Here is a 20,666-nt window from a genome sequence, read left to right as displayed (position 1 = left end):
AATCCACCCACTCCCAAGCAGGCCGAGTGCTCGACCACAATCATGACAGACAGCCAACCGCTTGCCGCCCAGGCCCGCCATATTCTCGAAACGGCACCCCGCGAGGCGCTGCCGATGACCTACCAGCAACTCGCCGAGGCGCTGTCGCTGCGCCCGCCGCGCACCATCCAGCGCGTCGCGCAGGCACTGGAAGTGCTGATGCGCGAGGACGCCGCGCAGGGCCGGCCCTTTATTGCCGCCCTGGTCGTCAGCCGCAGGGGAGAAGGCTTGCCCGCCCAAGGGTTCTTCGAACTTGCCGTGGAGCTGGGCCGCTTTCCCCCCGACCCGGCGCGGCAGACCGAGGCTCATCGGGAAGAATTTCGACAAGCCATGGCGCAGCGGGGGTAGTAATGCGATCGCCTTGCTCCAAAGTTCGTAGGGCGGCGTCAATTAGCGTGTTTCTTGGTCGCAGTGCGTTCGAGGTATCGTGCATGGCATGGATGTCATTCGCTTCCAATTTAAGCGGTGACAACTTTCGGCCAGAAACGGTCCTTCAGTCTGCCCTCATATAACGCCGCGTTCACCGGTTTGTCCGTTGCAATGCTTTGTTAGTACCTAGTTTCATTCCTAGTCATTGCTGAAATGAAAGTAACCATGATCTTCAGCATATGAATCCATAGTCTCTCTGTCGTTCGGGTCCACAAGTTCATAAAACTCTTCTGGTGTATAGTGCACCCGATGGGTGAAATGGTCGGCAACATTTGCAGCCATTAACTCGCGGTATCCATTTAAATTTAGGCCGCATGCTTTGCATGAGAATTTTGTTGGGATAACAGACTGTCTGACAATTACTTCATCTTCTGTGTTCTCAATTTGCTCACGCCCGTATGTATCTCCTTGAACTGTTGCTACACAACTACAAGCAGGGCATTCGACTCTATGATGCTGTTGATGGCTAAGTGCTTTACCTTGAGCTTCCGATTCCTGTTTTAGTCTAGCCTGTTCATTAGGATCTTTTTCACCAAAGACCTTTGCAAAAGCAGAAATTTTACTTCTGACTTTACTTGTCACTTCACTTTTAACTTCTTCAATTATCTTCTCTGCCGTTTGTGCCTCGTCTTCACCTAGCAAGCTGGTTAAGCTCTCACCCTGAGCTTCAGTCAGGACTTTGCAGCATTTATAGAACCCGCCAATCCACTTTTGATGTTTATATTCTACAAATGCCGCCGTACCGGAATGCAGTTCTTCATTTCTCCTTCCTGCTAGAGCTAATGCAATGGAAAGTTCGTCATCTGTGAACTGCGGGATCAATTCTTTGCAAAGGCGAAGTACTTGGCTTGTGGCTATTGACTTGCGCTGAGATGTCGATGATGCTAGCCCTAGGACTGATAGAACATGGCGCTGATCCTTGTCGGGCTCGGCCAAAAGCACGGGGCTAAAATGAGCCACCGTTGACCGTGACAACAACTCCAAACCCATGGCACACCACAACCCAAAAACGTCATCCGTTCTATCTACTTCAAATGAACGCTCAAAATATAATTTTGACTTTGCCCATAGCGAGTCTTTATCCCAGCTCATTTACCCCTCCAAATAAATTCTAAATAACTCACGCCGCTCATTCTTCACTGCGGATCGGCTATGTAAATTTTTCCAATTATCAAAAACAACAGCTTTGTTTCCATTCCAGTGAATCTTTTTCGGCTCGATAGCGCCCATAGCCGCCAACAACTCACCATGAAGCTTTTTGGCATGACCATTTGCTGGCTTCATGACATTTGGATCGAATCGAAACCCTAAAACCCCATTTCTACAAAAAATTGGTGATGTATATTTACATCCTTCAAAGGTTTCAACTAGGTAAATCGATTTTTCTGCCATGCTACGAAAATCGCTAGAAATAACTCCAGCAATATCACAAAATGAAATATAGTTAGTAGTGCACTGGCTCTTTCTGAACATTCCCATTACTACATACCTAGCAGGAACTCCCCAAAAAGCAGTGTCGGTATGAAAAGGAAATGCTGACAAACCATAAATATTACTTAATGTTCCAGGAAGGGAGTTTTTCCCATCGCTAGATTTTAATGTGGATATATCCTCACCGTTAGGGTGTGGCCTTATTACTCCAACGGACTTTGCCAAGTTGATTACTTCAGCACGAGAATGAATGTCATCAATTATAGCAACACCATTGTCCTCTAAATCACTAAGGCCTAGCATTAACTAAAACTCCCTATTCATGCGACGATCACTAACGCCGCATTCAGCGGCTTGTCCGCTGCAATGCTTTGTTAAATTTATATTTATCAGCAACATACCTAGCAGAGTTCTCAATATATGGAAATACTGTACTTTCATTGATATTAAGAAGATCAAGCTCTTTTAGTATTTTTTCCTTATTGTCGACGGTAATACGAGTGACAGTTATTTCGGGAGTTCCTTCTTCGTCCATAACGGCATCAAGCCCGTATAGTAGAAATGCACCAGATTGAGAGGATATTCGATCATTGCTTTGCTTCCCTTTCACACAGATAATTTTTCTCAAGTCATCGGGCATTATCTTAGGTTCGAAGTATGGCTTTTCTTCTCTTATAAAATGAATTAATCTTTTTATGGGAGTTTGACCATTAAAATTTTCTATCTCAAAGCTAATTTTGTCTTTTTCCTCTTTTGGCAGCCTGACTAAATTGGCTATACAACTAGCAACATCTGAATCAAAATACTTAACTTCCTTCCTTGGCATAGAAAAAACAATCACCTCACCATCTTCGTTAGGAGCCGACTTGCATGCAAAATACAGGGCGATTAGTGGGTTTGAGGTAATATCCAATAGTCTAGTTGGCAACGAATAATGTTGCATTCGAACCAGCTTATCTAAGGTATATTCATCAGATTGAAAATCCGCCGAATTTGATACTAAAAGTTCTCTGTATAATATATGCTCATTTTCTAAATAAAGATAATTGCCATCATCATCTTTCCTAGATAAAGATGGCTCTAGCTTATACTTATTTTTATTTGAATGACCTCTGTAAAAAAATTCTGAACCACTTTCTCTTTCAGAAGAAAGTACTTTCCCAATGAAGCCTTTTACAGACGCCACTTTCGGGGATGTCGAACTTTTAGTTGGCGGTTTCTCTTGCTTTTCTGCCCCCTGTATTTGCTCTTTATTTAGCAATTCAGCAGTTACAAGACGCTCAAAAAGATCTTCATCCTTAACCGCCCAGTGTGTCCTGTTTATCTCCCAATTACGTATATCAAGAAGTGGCCCTATTGGCTCAATGTCAGCAAAAGGTATTGGGGGTATGTTCTGATCAAGCTCAAATTCTATGAGCAGTTTTCTTCCCCTTTCTTTAATTGACGTAAGTTTTCCGATACGCAGATCTTGGTCTTCACCTTCATATGCAAATATGCAAGGATACCCCTTCAAAATGTCTATAAGGTTAGGGCTAAGAGACTTAAAGGCCTCCGCAACTGACTCTGTTGTATATTCCAGAAAGCGACTTTTATCGAACTCATAGAAAGGCTGGTCCCAAGCACCTCGTTTTGCAGTAACTAAAAGGTTGTACATTCTAAGAGGTAGCTCCTAAGGGTTTAACAGGTATTAGACAGCGCGCTCGTTTATTGACCTGAACGAGCACGCGTGTTCAAGAATGTTATGCCGCTCGCACGCAGAGCTCCTAAGGAACTGAAATATAAAGAATTACGTATAGCTCGGCTACATAACACCAATCATCGTGCATGCTGCATATCCTCAATGAACATGCTTGCTGCCTTTGCCGCCATAGCCGCTTTGGGTCGTTACCAGTCATTCAATAACTCCCAACCCACTCACCCGCGTCACTTCTCGCAGCACCGCTTCATCCAATATCCCGCGTCCGCTTTCCACTAATGTAAACCAGTTCTTGGCGCGGGTGATCCCCGTGTAAACCAATTCCCTCGTCAGTATCGGGTTGGGCGCGTCCGGCAGTACCAGGGCGGTGTGGGTGAATTCCGAACCCTGGGATTTGTGCACGGTCATGGCGAATACGGTTTCTACCGCTTGCAGGCGGCTAGGGAGTACCCATTTGATGCGACCGCTGCCGTCGTTGCTGGGAAAGGCGACCCGGGGCAGCCAGGGTTTTTCGGGCTCCCGGGCGTTGGGCATGGCGAGGGTGATGCCGATATCGCCGTTCATCAGACCGAGGCTGTAGTCGTTACGGGTGACGAGCACCGGCCGGCCGGGGTACCAGCCGTAATCGAAAGGAATCAGCTTGTGGCGTTTGAGGGCGCTGGCGATGCGCTGATTCAAACCTTCCACGCCCCAGGAGCCTTTGCGCAGGGCGCATAGCACTTGGAAGCGGCCGTGGGCGTCGAGGACGGCGCGGGCCCAGTTATCAAAAACATCGCGGTCGTTTTCCAAGTCAGCATTTGCGGGTGGGCGCTGTTGTTTGAGCACCTCAAGATAATGTCGGTAGCCGGTGGGTTGTGGCAGTTCGCCATCGCGAGATCGGCGCCCGCGCCCCTCATTGCGGAAGCCTACCGGGTTGCCGTCGATCACGAGCCTGTCCAGTGCCGGGTCGTCGCTATCGTTCAGTTTCAGTCGGCTGATATCCGCATAGCCTTGATCAAATATCTGACGCACGGCGCGGCGCTTGTCCTTGGGTTGCAGGTTGTTGCCAAGGGGCGCGTTCACTGCCTGGGCGAGCTGGCCGATGCCGCTGGCGGCATCAAAACGGTGGCTTACCCGCAGCATGGCAATAGCCTGATCGAGCGGTTGGCCATCGGCGTCGATATAGCGCTCGGGCAGCGTGTTGCCGGTGGCATCATTTAACTGGGCGGCGATCGCCGGTGTGTAGTGGGCGCCTTCCGCGCGCTGGCACAGGTCACCAAGTACGGCGCCGGCTTCCACCGAGGCGAGCTGGTCCTTGTCACCCAGCAGGATCAATCGGGCGCGGGGCGGCAGGGCAGCGAGCAGGCTAGCCATCATTTCGATATCCACCATGGAGGCTTCATCGATTACCAGCACGTCCAGCGCCAGGCGGTTGTCCGCATTGTGGCGAAAATGCCGGGTATCCGGGCGTGATCCGAGCAGCCGATGGAGCGTGGTGACTTCCGTAGGAATGGCCTCGCGCAGGGTGGTGAGGTCGATGCCATTACCTTTATCGCCGGCGATGCCAGCCAGTTCGATCAGCGAGAGATTTTCGACCTGTTTGGCGATGGATTCATTCAGGCGCGCGGCGGCCTTGCCGGTGGGGGCGGCGAGGCGAATACGCAGCGCTCGTTCGCCGCTCTTGTTCTCACCCTGGTTCTCGCTTTGACCCAGCTGTAGCGCCTGAAGTAAGGCAAGCAGCTTGACCACGGTGGTGGTTTTGCCGGTGCCGGGGCCGCCGGTGATCACCGCGAAACGCGAACGGGCGGCAAGAGCGCAGGCGAGTTTCTGCCAGTCGAGGGATGCCGGGTTGTCATTCGGAATGTCATTCTGAATATCATTAGAACCGCCGAACAATGCCTCGAGCGCATGGCGCAATGGTTCGATGGCGGGTGCGTCGATATTCGTGCTGGCAAGGCGGTCGGCGAGGACATGACGAATATCCTGCTCGTACTGCCAATAGCGGCGCAGATACAGGCGGGTATTGTCGCCGGTCTCGGATTTCACCAGCGGCGTGTTGCCGAGGCCATCGCCGACCAACACCGGGTATTCCAGGGCGGCTCGCCAATCATCGAGTGTCACATTTGCCAGCACCTGGCTGGGCAGCGGCGGCGGGTCGCTCAAGTCATCGCCTTCCGGGGGTAGTGAAAGCGCCAGGTCAGGGGCTTTCAACGTCATGCCCAGATCGAGACATACATGCCCCCGGCCAAGCTGATGGCTGGCCAAGGCAGCGGCGAGCAGTAACAGCGGCGGGGCATCGGGCACCTCGCGATGCAGGAAGACCACCAGCGCCCGGTCCAGGGCGCGCAGCCAGCCGCGCTTCACCCAGCGTTCAAGCAGAGCAAGCAGCGTATCGATACTGCCTAAAGCGTCACCGAAAGTGCCCAACGTGTCGTCCTGGGTAGCCTCGCGGGCGTCGTCTTCCAGATCCGAGAATAGATCCCTCATGAGGCGGCCTCCGTGGCGGGGCTGGCAGCATCGACGCCTTGGAACAGCGCGTCCAGCCCTTCGATCAGTTCCCGAGGTGGGCGTTCGGCATGCACGCCACGGCTTTCAGCATTCGCACCGCGCAGGAAAACGGTCAGTGAGCCGCCGATATGGCGGTCATAGTTGTAGTCCGGCAGTCGCGACTTGAGCAGACGATGCAATGCCAGCAGATAAAGGGCGTATTGCAGGTCGTAGCGCTTTTCCGCCACTGCCAAACGCATGGCCTCGGGGGTGTAGGCGTCGTCATCCGGTCCGAGATGATTGGATTTCCAGTCGGCGACGTAATAGCGCCCCTCGAACTCGAATACCAGATCGATGAAGCCCTTGAGCATGCCGTTGATGCGGTCGCGGTCGGCGCGGGGGCGTGGCGTGTTGCCCAGGGTATATCGACAGACCAGATCGTCAAGCCGCTGAGCCTCGACCTGATGGGCGGCGAACCAGAACTCCAATTCAACTTGATAGACCGTGAGCCCATCCAGGCACACCGCGGCGGATGGCATTGCCTCGGGCAAGGGCAGCGGTGTGCTTAGAAGCGCCGTGATCCATGCCTGCAGCACGGGGATCCATTGAGTCCAGCCGCGCAGATTGCAGCGCCGCGCCAGGGTATCTTCCAGTGCTGCCGGATGGTCGAGCACGCTGGCAAAGCCTTGCTGGCCGACCCATTCCAGCAAGCCGTGCAGGAAGGTGCCGGGACCGGGGCCCCTCGGGAAACGGTGCAACGATGGCGCGGGCTGGTTGGGAGAGGCGCTATCGCGTGGTTCCGTGAGCACCTCGAAGGCGGTGGCTTCAAGCGGCGTGGCTGGTTCGGGTAAAAGTGGTGCTTCGTTCGGATTCACGATCGGCGATTCGGTTGCCATCCCGAATGTAGAGTCAGATATAGCGCCGGAAGCGGGATCGAGAACCGGAGCAAGCGCCTCCCCCGAGAAGCTTAATGCCGAGTAGCTGGCGATCCACCAGTGCTCCCGAGCTGAGCGTACAGGCGTCATCGCTTCGCCGAGGGCGGCGTCGTGTTCGGTCAGAACGATCGTGCGCGATTCGATAGGCGGCGCCGGGGCGAGGGTGATCGCCTCGCAGTCGCCCTTGAGAGTGGCCAGCGCTTCGGCGAAGGCATATGGATCGAGGCGTTTGCCGTTGGCGAGCAACTGGCCGATGGCGCTGTTCTCGCCATCCTTGAGCGGCGCCATGCCAAGCCAGGTGGCGTGGCGGGCGCGGGTCAGGGCGACGTAGAGCTTGCGCAGGTCTTCACCCAGGCGTTCGCGGTCGGCGATGCCTAGAGTCGCGTCGTCGGCTTCCAGGCTGATGCGCAGCCGACCTTGTTCGTCGTGCCAACGCAGCGGCGAGTCGCTTTTCTTTTGCGGGCGATGGCTACAGATGAAGGGCAGGAACACTAGCGGATATTCGAGTCCCTTGGACTTGTGGATGGTGATCACCTGCACCAGATCGGCGTCACTTTCCAGACGCAGCTTGTGGGTATCACTCTGATCATCCGGGTTGGCGCGAGACTCGGCGAGAAAACGGATCAGCGCGTGTTCGCCGTCGAGTTCCTGGCTGGCCTGCTGCAGGAGTTCGCCGAGATGCAGCAAATCGGTCAGCCATCGTTCGCCCTCACTTGCCGGACCGCCGGCCAGCAGCCGGGTGGGTACCGCGAAGTCGTTCATCAGTCGGCGCACCAGCGGCAACACTCCCTGGGTCTGCCATAGGCGGTGATAGTCGCGGAACTGCATGACCCGGTCTTCCCAGGCCAGTTCGTTCTCGTTCAAAGCATCCAGCGCAGCGATATCCAGCCCCAACGCCGGCATGGCCAGGGCGGTGCGCAGTACGCGGTCATCGTCGGGATCGGCGCAGGCTCTAAGCCAGGCCTCGAGCTGGCCAGCCATGGGGGAGGCGAACACCTTGTCCTTGTCGGAGAGATAGACGCTCTTTACCCCGCGCCGGGCCAGCGCCTGGCGAATCGCCCGGGCCTCGCCGAGGCCGTTGACCAGCACCGCCATGTCCGAAGGCGATACCGGGTCGAGGCTGCCACTGCTGTCTACAAACCCGGCGCGGCCGCTATTCATAAACCCGGCGCGGCCGCATTGCCCCTGTTCCAGCAGCTCGACCATGGCGGAGGCGCAGCGTTCCGCCATTTCCGCGTGGTAGGCGCTTTTGGAAAGGGGCTCGTCAGCGTCGAGTTGCCATAGGGTCATCGCGGGCAGCGGCTGGCCGTCCAGAGCAAAAGCGTCTTTTCGGCCTTTGGCCCTAACTTCCTGGAAAGGCACGGGATTCGTGCCATCGTCTTGCTTGAACAGAAACGTTCCGGGCGGGTGCGCCTCGGCAAAGTCGAAAACACGGTTGACGGCTTCGACCATGGATTCGGCGGAGCGGAAATTGGTGCCCAGGGTGACATGCCGACCTTCGGTGGCCTGGCGCGCTTGCAGATAGGTATAAATGTCGGCGCCACGAAAGGCGTAGATCGCCTGCTTGGGATCACCGATCAGAAACAGCCCGGTATCGGGACGGTTCTGCTTGATGCGATAGACGCAGTCGAAGATGCGGTACTGCACCGGGTCGGTATCCTGGAATTCATCGACCATGGCGACCGGAAACTGACGACGAATCTGTGCGCCCAGTGCCTCGCAGTTGGCGCCAGCAAGGGCCCGGTCGAGATGCGTCAACAGCTCATTGGGCCCCATCTCGGCGCGGCGCTCCTGTTCGCGATCTAGTCGCGACCGGCACCAATGCACGGCGTGGGTCAACAGGTCGGCGCGGGGGTCGGGCAGGGCGTCGAGTTCTTCAGGAAGACTGGCGAAGGCCTCGAATGCCGGATGCGCTGGCGGTGCTTCTTTCCAAGCATCGACTATGCCTGCAGGTGTCAGGCGATGCCAAACCGTTGCTTTCTTATCTAGATCGGGCCAAGTCTGATCGCCAATGGCCCAGGCATGAATCTTTTGCAGCCAGCTATCGCGATTCGGTTTCCTGAGCTTGCTGCCATTGAAGGCCTTGGCTTTCTGCCCTTCGTCGAACAGCGCCTGAAGCTCGTCGACCCACTGCGGCCAGGGTGCCTTGAGTTCTTCCAGGCGTGCATCGATGGCGGACTGGGTCTGTTGCAGGGTTTCTTCTGGCGGCGGGACGTCCCGGTTCAACGCCGAACACTCCGACAGCAAACGCTGAACCTGACCGTGCAGAGCGTCGGGCGATTCCCAGTAGCGAGTGACGATGGCCAGTTCGTCGAGTCTCATCGGGTAGTAGAAGCAGCGCCAGTAGTCGCGCACCACTTCGTTTTCGATTTCGGTCTGATCGGTTTCAAGATTGAGTGAGAACAGGCTGCCGCTGTCGAAGGCGTGCTCGCGCAGCATGCGGTAGCACCAGCTATGGATGGTCGAGACGGCGGCCTCGTCCATCCATTCGGCGGCAAGTTGAAGGCGTCGCGCACAGGCGGGCCAGCTTGCTTCGGGATAGTCATCGCGTAGCTGGAGCAGTAGGTCATCGCCGGGGGCGTTCTCTCTTGGCTGGAGGAAAACTTCTGCCGCTTCGACCAGCCGCCTGCGAATCCGGTCACGCAACTCCTCGGTGGCGGCATTGGTGAAGGTGACTACCAGAATCTCCGGCGGTGTCAGTGGCCGAGAGAAGGCCACGTCGTCGCTTTCCGAGCGTGGCCCCAGGACCAGCCGCACGTAGAGCAGGGCGATGGTAAACGTCTTGCCGGTGCCGGCGCTGGCTTCGATCAGACGTGTGCCATGGAGCGGAAATACCAGCGGATCGAGCTCAACTGGCTGCGCGACCGAATCATTGTGTTGCGCGGTACTCATTTTCCGCCTCCTTTCACCGCTTGATGCACCGGCCCCAGCAGGCGATCAGTCAACGAGGCGAAGTCGTTGTCGGTGTCTTGATTGACTCGAAAAAGTATCTCGAAACTCGACCAGTGATGTGCCAGATACGGGTTGCGGCCCCATTCGCCGACAGTGAAGCCATCGCCTTCATAGGTGCTGGTAGCGGCTTTCCAGGCGTCGCTGTCCGTCTCGCTTGCCGGCGTGCCGTTCTTGCCCAGCCAGGCGAAAGCGGTGGTGATCGCCAGCGGCAGAGGCGCGCGCATGCCATTCTGCCAGGCGCTGATCAGCTCGCGCAGATGATGCCGGGCAGTTTCCGGGTCCAGTGGTGGCAGCGTCACATGCCCGGCCTTGGAGAGCAGCCGTGTGGTCAGCGGGCTCCCTTCCAGATGTCCCGCCAGATGCGTCACCCAGGGGCGCAGCAGATGATGCCATTGATATTTTTTGTTCTTGATCAAGCTGCTGCTGGTGAGCAGCAAACGGCAGCGTTCACCGGCCTCGTTGATGCGCAGATTGTCCAGCCAGTCTTCCAGGGGGGGCAGGCCCGGCAGCGCCAGGCGTATCGGCTCCGGCTCCTCGATGGCGTAGGGCCACTGCACTAGCGCCTCGCAATAAACCTCGAACAATTTGTCCATGGGCTCGATCAATGCCTCGCGCATGCGCTCACCGAAGGCGCCGATGGCGAGCACGCCCTGGCCTTGCAGCCGTTCCAGAGTGGCGTGCAGGGCGTCTTCACGAGGATGACCCTCATCCACGGCGCGGCGTTGGGCCTGGATTAGAGCGTCCTGCAGCTGCCAGTTTTCAAGGCCGTTCAAGGTGAAGGGTTCGTGATCGAGGCTGGTCACGTCTTCCTGTTCGAGAAAGATCTTGAGGCGAGTATTGAAGAACGCCTTGGCGGGATCGCGCAGAAAGCTGCCCAGTTGAGGCAAGGTCAAGGCGATGTCCTGCACGAACTCGTCGAGTTCGCCAATGGGCGAAGCAGGCCGAGCATCGGCATGCACCTCACGCCATTCGTGAGCATAGGTCACCAGGCGCTTGTCGGGCACGGCGCGAGAGGCGAGCTGTTCGCGCGTGGGGAAGTAGATGCGGCTGAACGGCTGCAGCGGATGCACGCTGGTGAGTTCGGCGAGTAGGGTGGCATCGCGCTCGGTGTCATCACTAGAAGCCAGCCGCCAGCCGGCCTCAAGATGATCGCGCAATTGACCCACCAGCACCGAGGGCGGCCGTTCGTTGTTGTCGATGATGCTGCGACCGACCCAGCTGATATAAAGCTGCTGCCGGGCGGAGAGCAGGGCTTCGAGGAACAGGTAGCGGTCGTCCTCGCGGCGTGAGCGATCCCCGGGGCGGTAGTCGTTGCCCATCAGGTCGAAATCCATCGGTGGATGACTGCGCGGGTAGTCGCCGTCGTTCATGCCCAGCAGGCAGACCCGCTTGAAAGGGATCGCGCGCATCGGCATCAGGGTGGCGAAGTTGACTGCCCCGGCGAGGAAACGCTGGGACAGGCCTTGCTCATCGATCTGGGCCAGCCAGTGTTCCCGCACGATGGACAGCGGCAGGTCGCGGATCAGACCCGCTTCCTCGGTGCTCTCCTGCCAGGCCTGCAAGGCGAGTTCGAGCTGCGAGAGTACCAGGCTGTCCTGAGCGTCTTCAGCCAGAAAGCAATCGTCGAGCAGTTCGCGAAAACGCCTGGCCCAGTCGCTAGCGTCGGTGTCTTCACGCAGAAGACGCCACTGGCGCTCCAGGGCTTCGAGCAGTGCCATCAACGGCCCCGCCAGTTGCGCCTCTAGGCCGCCGATGTCATCGAAGGGCTCGATGCCTTGCCAGGCGCTCTCGGCGGCACCCCCTACCGCATAGCCCAGCAGCAGTCGACGCAAACCGAATTGCCAGGTGTTCTGCTCCAGGCCACCGGGCAAGTCGAGGCTCTGGCGTTGTGCGCCATTCAAACCCCAGCGAATGCCTGCCCCTTCGATCCAGCGCCGCAAGGTCGGTAGATGATCCTCCTCGATGCCAAAGCGAGCGCGCAGGGCGGGCACTTCCAGCAGATCGAGCAGGTCGCTGACCGAGAGGCGCAGCTCCGGCAGTCGCAGCAATTTTTCCAGGGCGATCAGCAGCGGCAGGCGGTGGCGTCGGCCCTGATCCGAGAGGGTAAAGGGGATATGGCGTGGGTCGTCGTGATGTGATTGCCCCCGCCCAAACTGACCGAAGACCGCCTGAATATGCGGCGCATAGCGATCGATGTCCGGCACCATGACGATGATGTCGCGCGGGCGCAGTTCCGGGTCTGCGCTAAAGGCCGCAAGCAGTTGATCGTGGAGAATCTCGACCTCGCGCTGCGGGCTGTGGGCGACGTGAAAGACGATGGAGCCGTCGCGTTCGACGTCCACGGCCGGCCAGTGGTCCCGGGTCTCGGGCAGCGGGCGCAGCTCGAGGATGTCATCCTGCAGTTGACGCAGTAGGCAATCCCCACCATGCGCTTCGAATAGGTCGATGCGCAGCGATTCGGCGGCGAACAGACCTTCGTATTGTTGGCGTTCGTCGTGTTCATCGAGTAGACGCAGGTAGTCCCGGCCCTGCTTGCCCCAGGCGGCGAGCAGCGGCTGAGCGTGCAGGTGCAGGTCGGCCTCGCCGTCACCGTCGCCCAACACATCCAGACGCTCTGGCATTCCCGCCTTGCGCGCCTGGCGATAGCGCCGGGAGCGCAGTAAATCGCGGTGTTCGATGATATCGGCCCAGTAATACTGGCAGGGGTTATGCACGCACAGTACGACCTGGCAACAGCGGGCGAGGGCGGCCAACGCTTCGAGGGCTTGTTGGGGCAGCGAGGAGATGCCAAACACCATCACTCGGCGTGGCAGGCCAGGCGGACGATTATCAGAATTCAGATGCTCGGCAGCGGCGAGGAAGCGCTGATGCACCATGGCCCGGCTGGAGTCTATGCCGTCGCTGCCGACGTCCTCGCGTAGGACACGCCAGAGAGCCGGTTGCCAGTACTGCTCGGTGTCCAGTGGGATGGTTTCGCCATGGCCACCAATCAGCACATCCTTGCCACGTCCCCAGGCCTCCAACCAGTCGGCGCGGTAGACCTGATACTGATCGAACAGGTCGGCCAGTCGCTCTGCCAATTGATAGTGCTTGCGCAGGTCGTTGTCGCTTTCCAGGAACTGCCTGAGGGGCGCGAAGGTGTCCTCTTCAAGCAGTTCCGGCAGCAAGCGCAGCAGCCGCCAGATCAGCCGCGACTTGTCGAAGGGCGAGGTCGCGGGCACCGCCTGCGAGTCGTTCTCGCTCTTTGTTTCAACATGGGTCAGCACCGTGCGATAAGCCTGCCACAGGAACCGTGCCGGTAGCGTCACGTCCAGCGCCGCGGCGATGCCCATGCCGCCTGTCCCGCTCTCATCCGTGTCCGCGGCCAGGGCCAGTTTCATCCACTGGCTGATGCCGTTGCTCTGCACCAGGATCGTCTCGCTTTCCAGCGGCGCCAATGGATGACGCTTCATCCATTCCATCGCCACGCCACGCAGATCCTCCAGACGGTTGCCGTGAATGACCATGAAACCGGGTTGAAGAGGGGCAGTGCTGGCAAACGGCATCATGTTTCCTTATGCAGCAGGAGGAATGCGAGGACAAATAGCGTCCTATGGTGCCCGAGTGATGGGCAGTAGGAAAGCAAGAAGAGCGGTCGTGAAGATAGCTTTTACAAACGATCGAAAGTGATCATGGCAGGTAAATTTACGGGGCATGACGGTTCAAGTGATTGCTCGAGTCAACGATCAAGAAATGGTAGTGGTAATCATCAGGTTCGGGATAAATGCAACAATAGTTGTACTACCCCGGGCAGGACAGCAAGAACGACATGCTATTGATATGAATGAATAAAAATATATAATTATTTAATAAATTCTGCTCAATATATTCGTTTTCTGTTACATAAAGACGTCCGTCAGAGCAATTCCCACAGCATAAATAATCATGGTCAGGCATGGCCTGACGACAACATTGCCGTATGCTCTTTCTTACCCGGAGCAGAAAGCTGGGCCTGGGCAAGGAGGGCGCATGAAAAACGTACAACGGATTGAGCGTTCGCAGGCTTGCCTGTACGGAGGCGCTATTGGTGATGCACTAGGCGCGCCGTTGGAGACGTTGGATTGGCAGACCATTCGCAAGCAGTTTGGCGATGAAGGGCTGGTAACTTACGCGACTGCCCATGGTGGTGTAGGGCGCATCACTGATGATACTCAGATGATGCTTTTCACCGCCGAAGGGGCACTGCGTTCCTATGTGCGTATCCAGGAGTGCGAAGTCTACGCCCCGATCGTGGTACTCCATCATGCACTTATCCGATGGTTAGTCACTCAAGGAGAGCAGCCGAACCAAGCCCAGGTCGATACGAAGATCGGCCTGATCAGCGACCCTCGATTGCACGCTCGACGTTCTCCCGCCACGACAAGTCTCGAAGCGCTGGCTCAGGCCCGCGCGTTCGGCTCGGAAGCACGAAATGACAGTAAACAGTGTGACGGCCTGGTGCGTGTAGCCCCCATCGGCCTGTTTCCCTGGGGTGACTTCCTGCTGCATCATCGCGATCGTGCTTTCTCCGTTGCCTGCGAATTGACACGCTGCACTCACGGTCATCCCTGTGCCTACCTCAGCGCCGGGCTCTTTGCCTACCTGGTCAACGGTATGAGTGATAACGGGCGTCCACTGGCGTCGTTGATTCCTGCGGCTCTCGATTTCATGGACAGCGGCGCCTGGCTCGATTTCTTCATTGAGCTTGCGGAAGAGCGTGAGGCCGTACCCCGCAGTCAGGCGCACATTCGATTCCTGCTCGAGACGGTGCTCGACTTTCACAGACAAGGCATGGCGCCGAGCCCGGAAGGTATCGATTCCCTGGGGCGAGGTGAGTCTGCCGAAGAGGCGCTAGCCATCGCAGTATGGTGCGCATTATCTGCCGGCGACTATCGCCAGGGTGTACTCTGGGCGGTCAACCATAGCGGTAAAAGCGACAGTATCGGCCTGCTGGCGGGCAATCTATTGGGACTGCGCTTTGGCCTATCGGATATTCCTGTCGAATGGGTCGAGGATCTCGAGTTACGCGACTGGCTTTACCGACTGGGGCATGATCTACAGTGGCTGCCCAAGGTGTATCTGGGTCGCGGCTACGGCGCTCACGATGACGAATTGCGCGAGAGCTACCCGGATAATTGATGGCTCTCAAGGCTTCTGCAAGAGTCGTCCTGCATTGGGTACCTGCGGGGCCAGATTCAGCGCCTTGAGCATTTGGTAAGTGGTGCAGGTGGCGGCGGATACTACCGGCAGGCCAATAGCGTCTTCCACCGGCTGAATAGCAGCGAGCGAGGGCATCTGTACACAGGCCGACAGCACCACGGCATCGACGTCGCGATAGTCGAGGCGTTTGACGATATCCACCAGGGCCAGAGGGTCGCGTCGCCCTACCTCAAGGTTGTCGGCGATCTCCAGAGAGATACTGTCTCTGACCTCGATGCCTTCTCCTTCGATGTAGTCGATCACTAGCCGAGTCAGGGGCTTCATATAGGGTGTAATGATGGCGACCCGACGGGCCTCTAACGTCTCGAGCCCCTGTACGAGGGCACCGGCGCTGCTGACGATCGGTGTCGGGAAACCATTACCCCGGGTGACCTCGTGCAGGCGATGCTGCGACTCGCGATGATAGCCCGGGCCGTGACTCATGATGGCGACCAGGCAGGCATAGCCCATGACATCCACCTCGGCGTCGGAAAGCTCCTGCGCACAGCGATCGGATTCCACGTCCATGGTGGCGAGTTCTTCCTGGGTCACTTGTTTCATGCGCATACGGCTGGAATGGAAAGTGAAGCGCTCCGGGGCGATGGCTTCCCGGGCACGCAGCAAGGCCGGAATTTCGGTTTCCATGGTGGTGTTGGAGCTGGGAACGATCTGGCCGATGCGATAGGTTTTTTGAGTCATGTGTGCAAGTCTCGAGAGTATGTCATCAGGCAGGGGTGTAGAGATCCTGGAACCGTTCACGCAACTGGTTCTTCTGCACCTTGCCCATGGTATTGCGGGGTAGGTCATCGGCGAAGACCACGCGCTTGGGCTGTTTGTATCGCGCCAGCCGGCCATCGAGGAATTCGAGCACCTTGGCTTCATCGATCTGCGTCTCGGGCTGGGCCACCACTACGGCGGTGACGCCCTCGCCGAAATCCGGATGCGTCACGCCGATGACGGCGGACTCGGCTACCTCGTCCATTTCATCGATGACCTGCTCGATCTCCTTGGGGTAGACGTTGTAGCCGCCGGAGATCACCAGGTCCTTGTCGCGTCCGACGATATGGATGTAGCCCTTCTCATCGATCATGGCCAGATCCCCGGTAATGAAGAAGCCGTCATCGAGAAGCTCTTCCCGGGTCTTGTCCGGCATTCTCCAATAGCCGATGAACACATTGGGGCCGCGCACCTCGAGAATGCCGATCTCACCCTGAGGCAGAATTTCACGGGTTTCCCGCTCGACGACCCGAGCCTCGACCCCGGGCAGCGGCATGCCCACGGTGCCGGCGATACGCTCGCCTTCGTAGGGGTTCGAGGTATTCATGTTGGTTTCGGTCATGCCGTAGCGTTCGAGAATGGCGTGACCAGTGCGCTGCTCGAAGGCCTGATGCGTCTCGGCGGTAAGAGGAGCGGAGCCGGAGGTGAACAGACGCATGTTGGCGGTCAGCTCTGACGTGAGCCGTTCATCCTGTAACAGGCGAGTATAGAATGTGGGTACTGCCATCATGGTGGTGCCGTGGGGCAGTTCTTCGATGAGGGTGTCGATATCGAAGCGCGGCAGGAATAGCATGCTGGCACCGGCCAGCAACACGACGTTGCAGGCCACGAACAGGCCATGAGTGTGGAAGATCGGTAGGGCGTGGATCAGCCGGTCGGTTTCGGTGAAGCGCCAGACGTTCATTAGCGCCTCGGCGTTGGACCCCAGGTTTCGGTGGGTGAGCATGGCGCCCTTGGAGCGCCCCGTCGTGCCGGACGTATAAAGAATAGCCGCAAGGTCATCCGCCTCCCGGGGTTCGATGTCTTCCCAGGGGTCAGCGCTGCGGGCGAGGTCCATCAGTTCGCCATCGCTGTCTGCGCCCAGAGTGGTCACTCGAGGGCAGCCGGCCGAGCCGGCGACTTCTTGAGCGTCCTCCAGATTGGTGGGACGACATACGAACAGGGCCGGTTCGGCATTCTCGAGGAAATATCGAATCTCCTCGGCGGTGTAGCCGGTATTGAGCGGTAGATAGACGCCCCCCATGCGCAGGCAGGCAAGATAGAGCAGGATGGCCTCGGGGCTCTTGTCGACCTGTGCGGCGACGCGGTCTCCCGGTGCCACCCCCAGGCCGATCAGAGCGCCTGCCAGGCGGGCGCTCATATCCAGGGCCTCGGCGTAGGAATAACCCTGGCCTTCTCGGGTCGTGATGAAATCGGCGTCACCCCGCGCCCGCATGCGCTCTGCAAAGATGTCGAACAGGTTGTGATTCATTTCACCGTCTCTCCCTTGAGTAGTTTGCGGGCGCGCTTGCCGAGATCGCGCACATTCGATGAGCAGGCAATCGTGGCGTTGGTCGTGTACCGCTCGTGATTGCGTTCGATATCGTCGAGCACGTAGAGATAGTTGACCATCAGGCCGGTTGCTTGGCGCAATCCCTTGGCTGAGACATCCCCCAGCCAATTGATGCGATGCAGTTGGGCGCCATTGCCAAGATGAAAACGCGACACGGGGTTCAGTGGTAAGCCCTGCGCATTTTTTTCCTTGAGCAGATAATGGGCCGCAAGGGGTTTGATCACGCTCTTGAGCTGTTCGGTGAGGGCGGGGTCTTCTTGCCAATCCGGCGCCTCGAGATGTTCGAGGGTCTTGGCGGCATCCGCCTCCAGAAGATCGTCGCTATTCTTGTAAAGAGCGTCCAGCCATTCGCGAAAACCAGGGACCGGCGATAGGGTGACGAAGTGTCGTAGGCTGGGAAGCTCCTGTTTGAGTTCCTGGACGACCTGTTTGATCAGGAAGTTGCCGAACGAGATACCGCGTAGCCCGGTCTGACAATTACTGATACCGAAAAAGGCCGCAGTATCCGCGGCGTCTGGATCGTCGATCTCGTAATGATCGCTCGCAAGGATGGCTTGAATCTGATCCGGTAACCCTTGGCAGAGGGCGACTTCGACGAAGATCAGCGGCTCGTCGCCGATCGCCGGGTGAAAGAACGCGAAGCAACGCCGATCACGGGCATCCAGGCGCCGGCGTAGGTCGTCCCAATCACGGATCTCGTGTACCGCTTCGTAGCGAATGATCTTCTCCAGAATCACCGCCGGGGTATTCCAGTCGATGCGCTTCAAGACCAGGAAACCGCGATTGAACCAGGAGCCGAACAGATGGGCGAAATCCGCATCGATGGCCTTGAGTCGTGGTCTATCACGCATCAGGGCCAGCAGGTCTTCGCGCATGTCGACCAGATCATGGGTGCCGCCACTGGGTAGGTTTAGTCGGCGCAACAGTTCCTGGCGCCGGGGCTCGCAGGCATCGAACAGGGTGTTGAGATCCTGGTTCTCCCGGGACTCGCGATAGGCTGCATAAGCCTGATCGATATGCTCGGGATCGGCGGAAAAATCCGTCGCCAACAGTTCGAAAAAGTGCTGTTTTTCCTCAGACGCCAGGCGCGCATAGATCTCCAGCGCACGGCTGGCAAGGGCGATGCTCGAGGCCTCGCCGTCACTTGCCAGCAATGCTTCACAGGCCGCGATCAATTGACGATGACTGACATGGGTATCTACACCCGCGCGGCGCCTAAGCAGGGCATCACGCTGGGTAATCGTGCTGAATAGCTCCTGCAAAAAACTCATGTTCATTTTGATGACCTGAGCGTTGGTGTTCAGTCGTTGATGATCAGCTATCGATAATCAGATCGGGTAGCCAGGTGGCGATGCCCGGGAAAAAGCACAGCAGCACGATGCCCAGCACCATGCACAGGGCATAGGGAAGGCTACCGAGCAGAATGTCCCGCAGGGCGATATCCGGGGCAATCCCTTTGATGATGAAAAGATTCAACCCGACGGGCGGGGTGATCAGGCCGATTTCCAGGTTGATGGTGAGTACCACCGCGAACCAGTAAGGGTCGAAATTTGCCGCCAGAATGATCGGCATCAGGATCGGTGCGGCCATCACGATCACCGCCACCGGCGGCAGGAAGAAGCCGGCGACCAGCAGGAATACGTTGATGATGCCCATCAGGACCCAGCGATTCACCTCCAGGTCGGCAATCCCCCCGGCGACGGTCTGGGTGACGAACAGCGAAGAGAGAGCGAAGGCGAATACCTCCGCGGCCGCGATGATCAGCATGATCATCACGCTCTCGCTCAGCGCATCGCGCAGGATGGTCTTGAGCGGTTTCACCTGCCACATGCGATAGACGATAATGGCCAGCGCCAGACATAGAAAGGCCCCCGCGCCGGCGGCCTCGGACGGCGTGGCGACCCCGCCGTAGAGGGCGAACAGAATGGCCGTGACCACCAGAATGAAAGGCAGTACCCGCACCAGCGCCTTGAGGTTGCCCTCGACGTTCTCCTTGGCGCTGGCCGCGGCGTCCGCCAGCGGATTGCCGTAGCCGCCAGACAACTTGCAGGCAATCAATGTCCAGGCCATGAACAAGCCGGCCAGCATCAGCCCGGGCAGGGCACCGGCGATGAACAAGCGTCCGATGGAGGTCTCGGTGGAAATACCGTAGACGATCATGGTCACCGACGGCGGAATGAGGATGCCCAGGGTGCCGCCGGCGGCGATACAGCCTGCGGCGACGCCATCCGGATAGCCACGCTTGCGCATCTCAGGGATGCCCAGTTTACCGATAGCCGCGCTGGTAGCCGGGGATGAACCGGATAAAGCAGCGAATATCGAGCAGGCACCGATGTTAGAAATCGCTAGCCCGCCGGGCATTCTGCCGAGCCATAGATCCAGGGAGCGATACAGGTCTCGCCCGGTAGGGGACGAGGCCACCGCCGCGCCCATCAGGATGAACATTGGAATGGCCACGAAACCAAAAGACGCAATGTTGCCGAAGAAGGTCTCGCCGAAGTAGGTCAGCTCGCCCATGCCGCGATCGAGCACCAGGGCAGCGAGCGATACGCCGCCCAGGGCAAAGGCAATGGGCGTGCCAATGGCCATCAATACGAACAGGGCGACGACGATGAGGATGCCACTGGTGACTGGATCCATACTCAGGATTCCCCGCGAAGAATTTCCGCCACGTACTGCAGCGAAAGTAGACTGATGCCGATGGCGAGTGGTAACAGCGCCGGCCACAAGGGCGGATTCCAGACCGTGCCGGTGGTCCAGTCCATGCGATAGGCCTCGAGGAAGTAGTGCCAGCCGCTATAGGCCAGGGCGCTACAGAAGGCGAGCCCAACTAGCGCAGAGAGGAGGTACATGATCTTTTTGGCCCAGCCTCCGAGCGCATCGGGCAGCACGGTGACCGCGACATGCCCACCATTTCGAAGTACGTAAGGGGCACCGAGCAGCATCGCCCCGGTGACGGAATAAATCGCGAACTCAGTTTGCCAGATGGTGCTCTGGCCCAGCACGTAGCGCATGAAGATCATGTGACAGACGGCGAGTACGCCAGCCAGCAGCAGAGCGCCGGCGATGACGGCGACGCTGCTCGATACGATGTCCATCAGGCGAATATAGAAACCCGACAGACCCCGACTAGCCGTCAGCGGACGATTCGAGTTTTGAGCCATGAACGCTT

13 protein-coding genes are annotated in these 20,666 nt (G+C 57.8%); 2 read left to right on the top strand and 11 right to left on the bottom strand.

What is annotated here, in order from left to right:
- Positions 1 to 42: 42 nt before the first annotated feature.
- Positions 43 to 387, top strand: a complete 345-nt coding sequence (locus tag H7850_RS07265; protein WP_227368857.1) for a hypothetical protein — start codon at positions 43 to 45, stop codon at positions 385 to 387.
- A 219-nt stretch (positions 388 to 606) separates the two neighbouring features.
- On the opposite strand, the gene H7850_RS07260 is transcribed toward H7850_RS07265, so the two are convergent.
- The 6 genes from H7850_RS07260 to recC all read right to left on the bottom strand — a co-directional run bounded on the left by H7850_RS07260 (position 607) and on the right by recC (position 13,493).
- A complete protein-coding gene (locus H7850_RS07260; RefSeq protein WP_227368856.1) occupies positions 607 to 1,560 on the bottom strand; it encodes a hypothetical protein in 954 nt (317 codons plus the stop codon).
- Positions 1,561 to 2,202, bottom strand: a complete 642-nt coding sequence (locus H7850_RS07255; protein ID WP_227368855.1) for a hypothetical protein — start codon at positions 2,200 to 2,202, stop codon at positions 1,561 to 1,563.
- A 43-nt stretch (positions 2,203 to 2,245) separates the two neighbouring features.
- Positions 2,246 to 3,553 carry an FRG domain-containing protein gene (locus H7850_RS07250; RefSeq protein WP_227368854.1) on the bottom strand — a complete coding sequence of 436 codons (1,308 nt, stop codon included), beginning with the start codon at positions 3,551 to 3,553 and terminating at the stop codon, positions 2,246 to 2,248.
- Between the two features lie 237 nt (positions 3,554 to 3,790).
- A complete protein-coding gene (gene recD, locus H7850_RS07245) occupies positions 3,791 to 6,061 on the bottom strand; it encodes an exodeoxyribonuclease V subunit alpha (RefSeq protein WP_227368853.1) in 2,271 nt (756 codons plus the stop codon).
- Positions 6,058 to 9,888 (bottom strand): exodeoxyribonuclease V subunit beta, encoded by a 3,831-nt coding sequence (recB, locus tag H7850_RS07240; RefSeq protein WP_227368852.1) that lies wholly within the window; start codon positions 9,886 to 9,888, stop codon positions 6,058 to 6,060. Before recB ends, recD begins: the two co-directional genes overlap by 4 nt.
- Complete coding sequence (gene recC / locus H7850_RS07235; RefSeq protein ID WP_227368851.1) at positions 9,885 to 13,493, bottom strand: exodeoxyribonuclease V subunit gamma; 3,609 nt, start codon at positions 13,491 to 13,493, stop codon at positions 9,885 to 9,887. Before recC ends, recB begins: the two co-directional genes overlap by 4 nt.
- Positions 13,494 to 13,956: 463 nt before the next feature.
- On the opposite strand from recC, the gene H7850_RS07230 reads away from it, so the two are divergent.
- Positions 13,957 to 15,105, top strand: coding sequence for an ADP-ribosylglycohydrolase family protein (locus H7850_RS07230; protein WP_227368850.1), 1,149 nt, complete (start codon positions 13,957 to 13,959; stop codon positions 15,103 to 15,105).
- A 6-nt stretch (positions 15,106 to 15,111) separates the two neighbouring features.
- On the opposite strand, the gene H7850_RS07225 is transcribed toward H7850_RS07230, so the two are convergent.
- The 5 genes from H7850_RS07225 to H7850_RS07205 are packed head-to-tail and all read right to left on the bottom strand — an operon-like array spanning position 15,112 to position 20,658.
- Positions 15,112 to 15,864, bottom strand: coding sequence for an Asp/Glu racemase (locus tag H7850_RS07225; RefSeq protein ID WP_319799270.1), 753 nt, complete (start codon positions 15,862 to 15,864; stop codon positions 15,112 to 15,114).
- Positions 15,865 to 15,889: 25 nt separating this feature from the next.
- Positions 15,890 to 17,413 carry a malonate--CoA ligase gene (locus H7850_RS07220; RefSeq protein ID WP_227368849.1) on the bottom strand — a complete coding sequence of 508 codons (1,524 nt, stop codon included), beginning with the start codon at positions 17,411 to 17,413 and terminating at the stop codon, positions 15,890 to 15,892.
- Positions 17,410 to 18,771 carry a malonyl-CoA decarboxylase gene (locus tag H7850_RS07215; RefSeq protein ID WP_227368848.1) on the bottom strand — a complete coding sequence of 454 codons (1,362 nt, stop codon included), beginning with the start codon at positions 18,769 to 18,771 and terminating at the stop codon, positions 17,410 to 17,412. The genes H7850_RS07220 and H7850_RS07215 overlap by 4 nt, the downstream gene beginning before the upstream one ends.
- 37 nt (positions 18,772 to 18,808) lie before the next feature.
- The gene (locus tag H7850_RS07210; protein ID WP_227368847.1) at positions 18,809 to 20,134 is read right to left on the bottom strand and encodes a TRAP transporter large permease; all 1,326 of its coding nucleotides are present in this window, start codon (positions 20,132 to 20,134) and stop codon (positions 18,809 to 18,811) included.
- Between the two features lie 2 nt (positions 20,135 to 20,136).
- Entirely contained in the window at positions 20,137 to 20,658 is a 522-nt protein-coding gene (locus tag H7850_RS07205) for a TRAP transporter small permease (RefSeq protein ID WP_227368846.1), read from the bottom strand.
- Positions 20,659 to 20,666 lie beyond the last annotated feature (8 nt).

This window comes from Halomonas sp. M20 (genome assembly GCF_020622265.1).
GTDB lineage: Bacteria > Pseudomonadota > Gammaproteobacteria > Pseudomonadales > Halomonadaceae > Modicisalibacter.
This window is presented reverse-complemented; position numbering and strand designations above follow the sequence as displayed.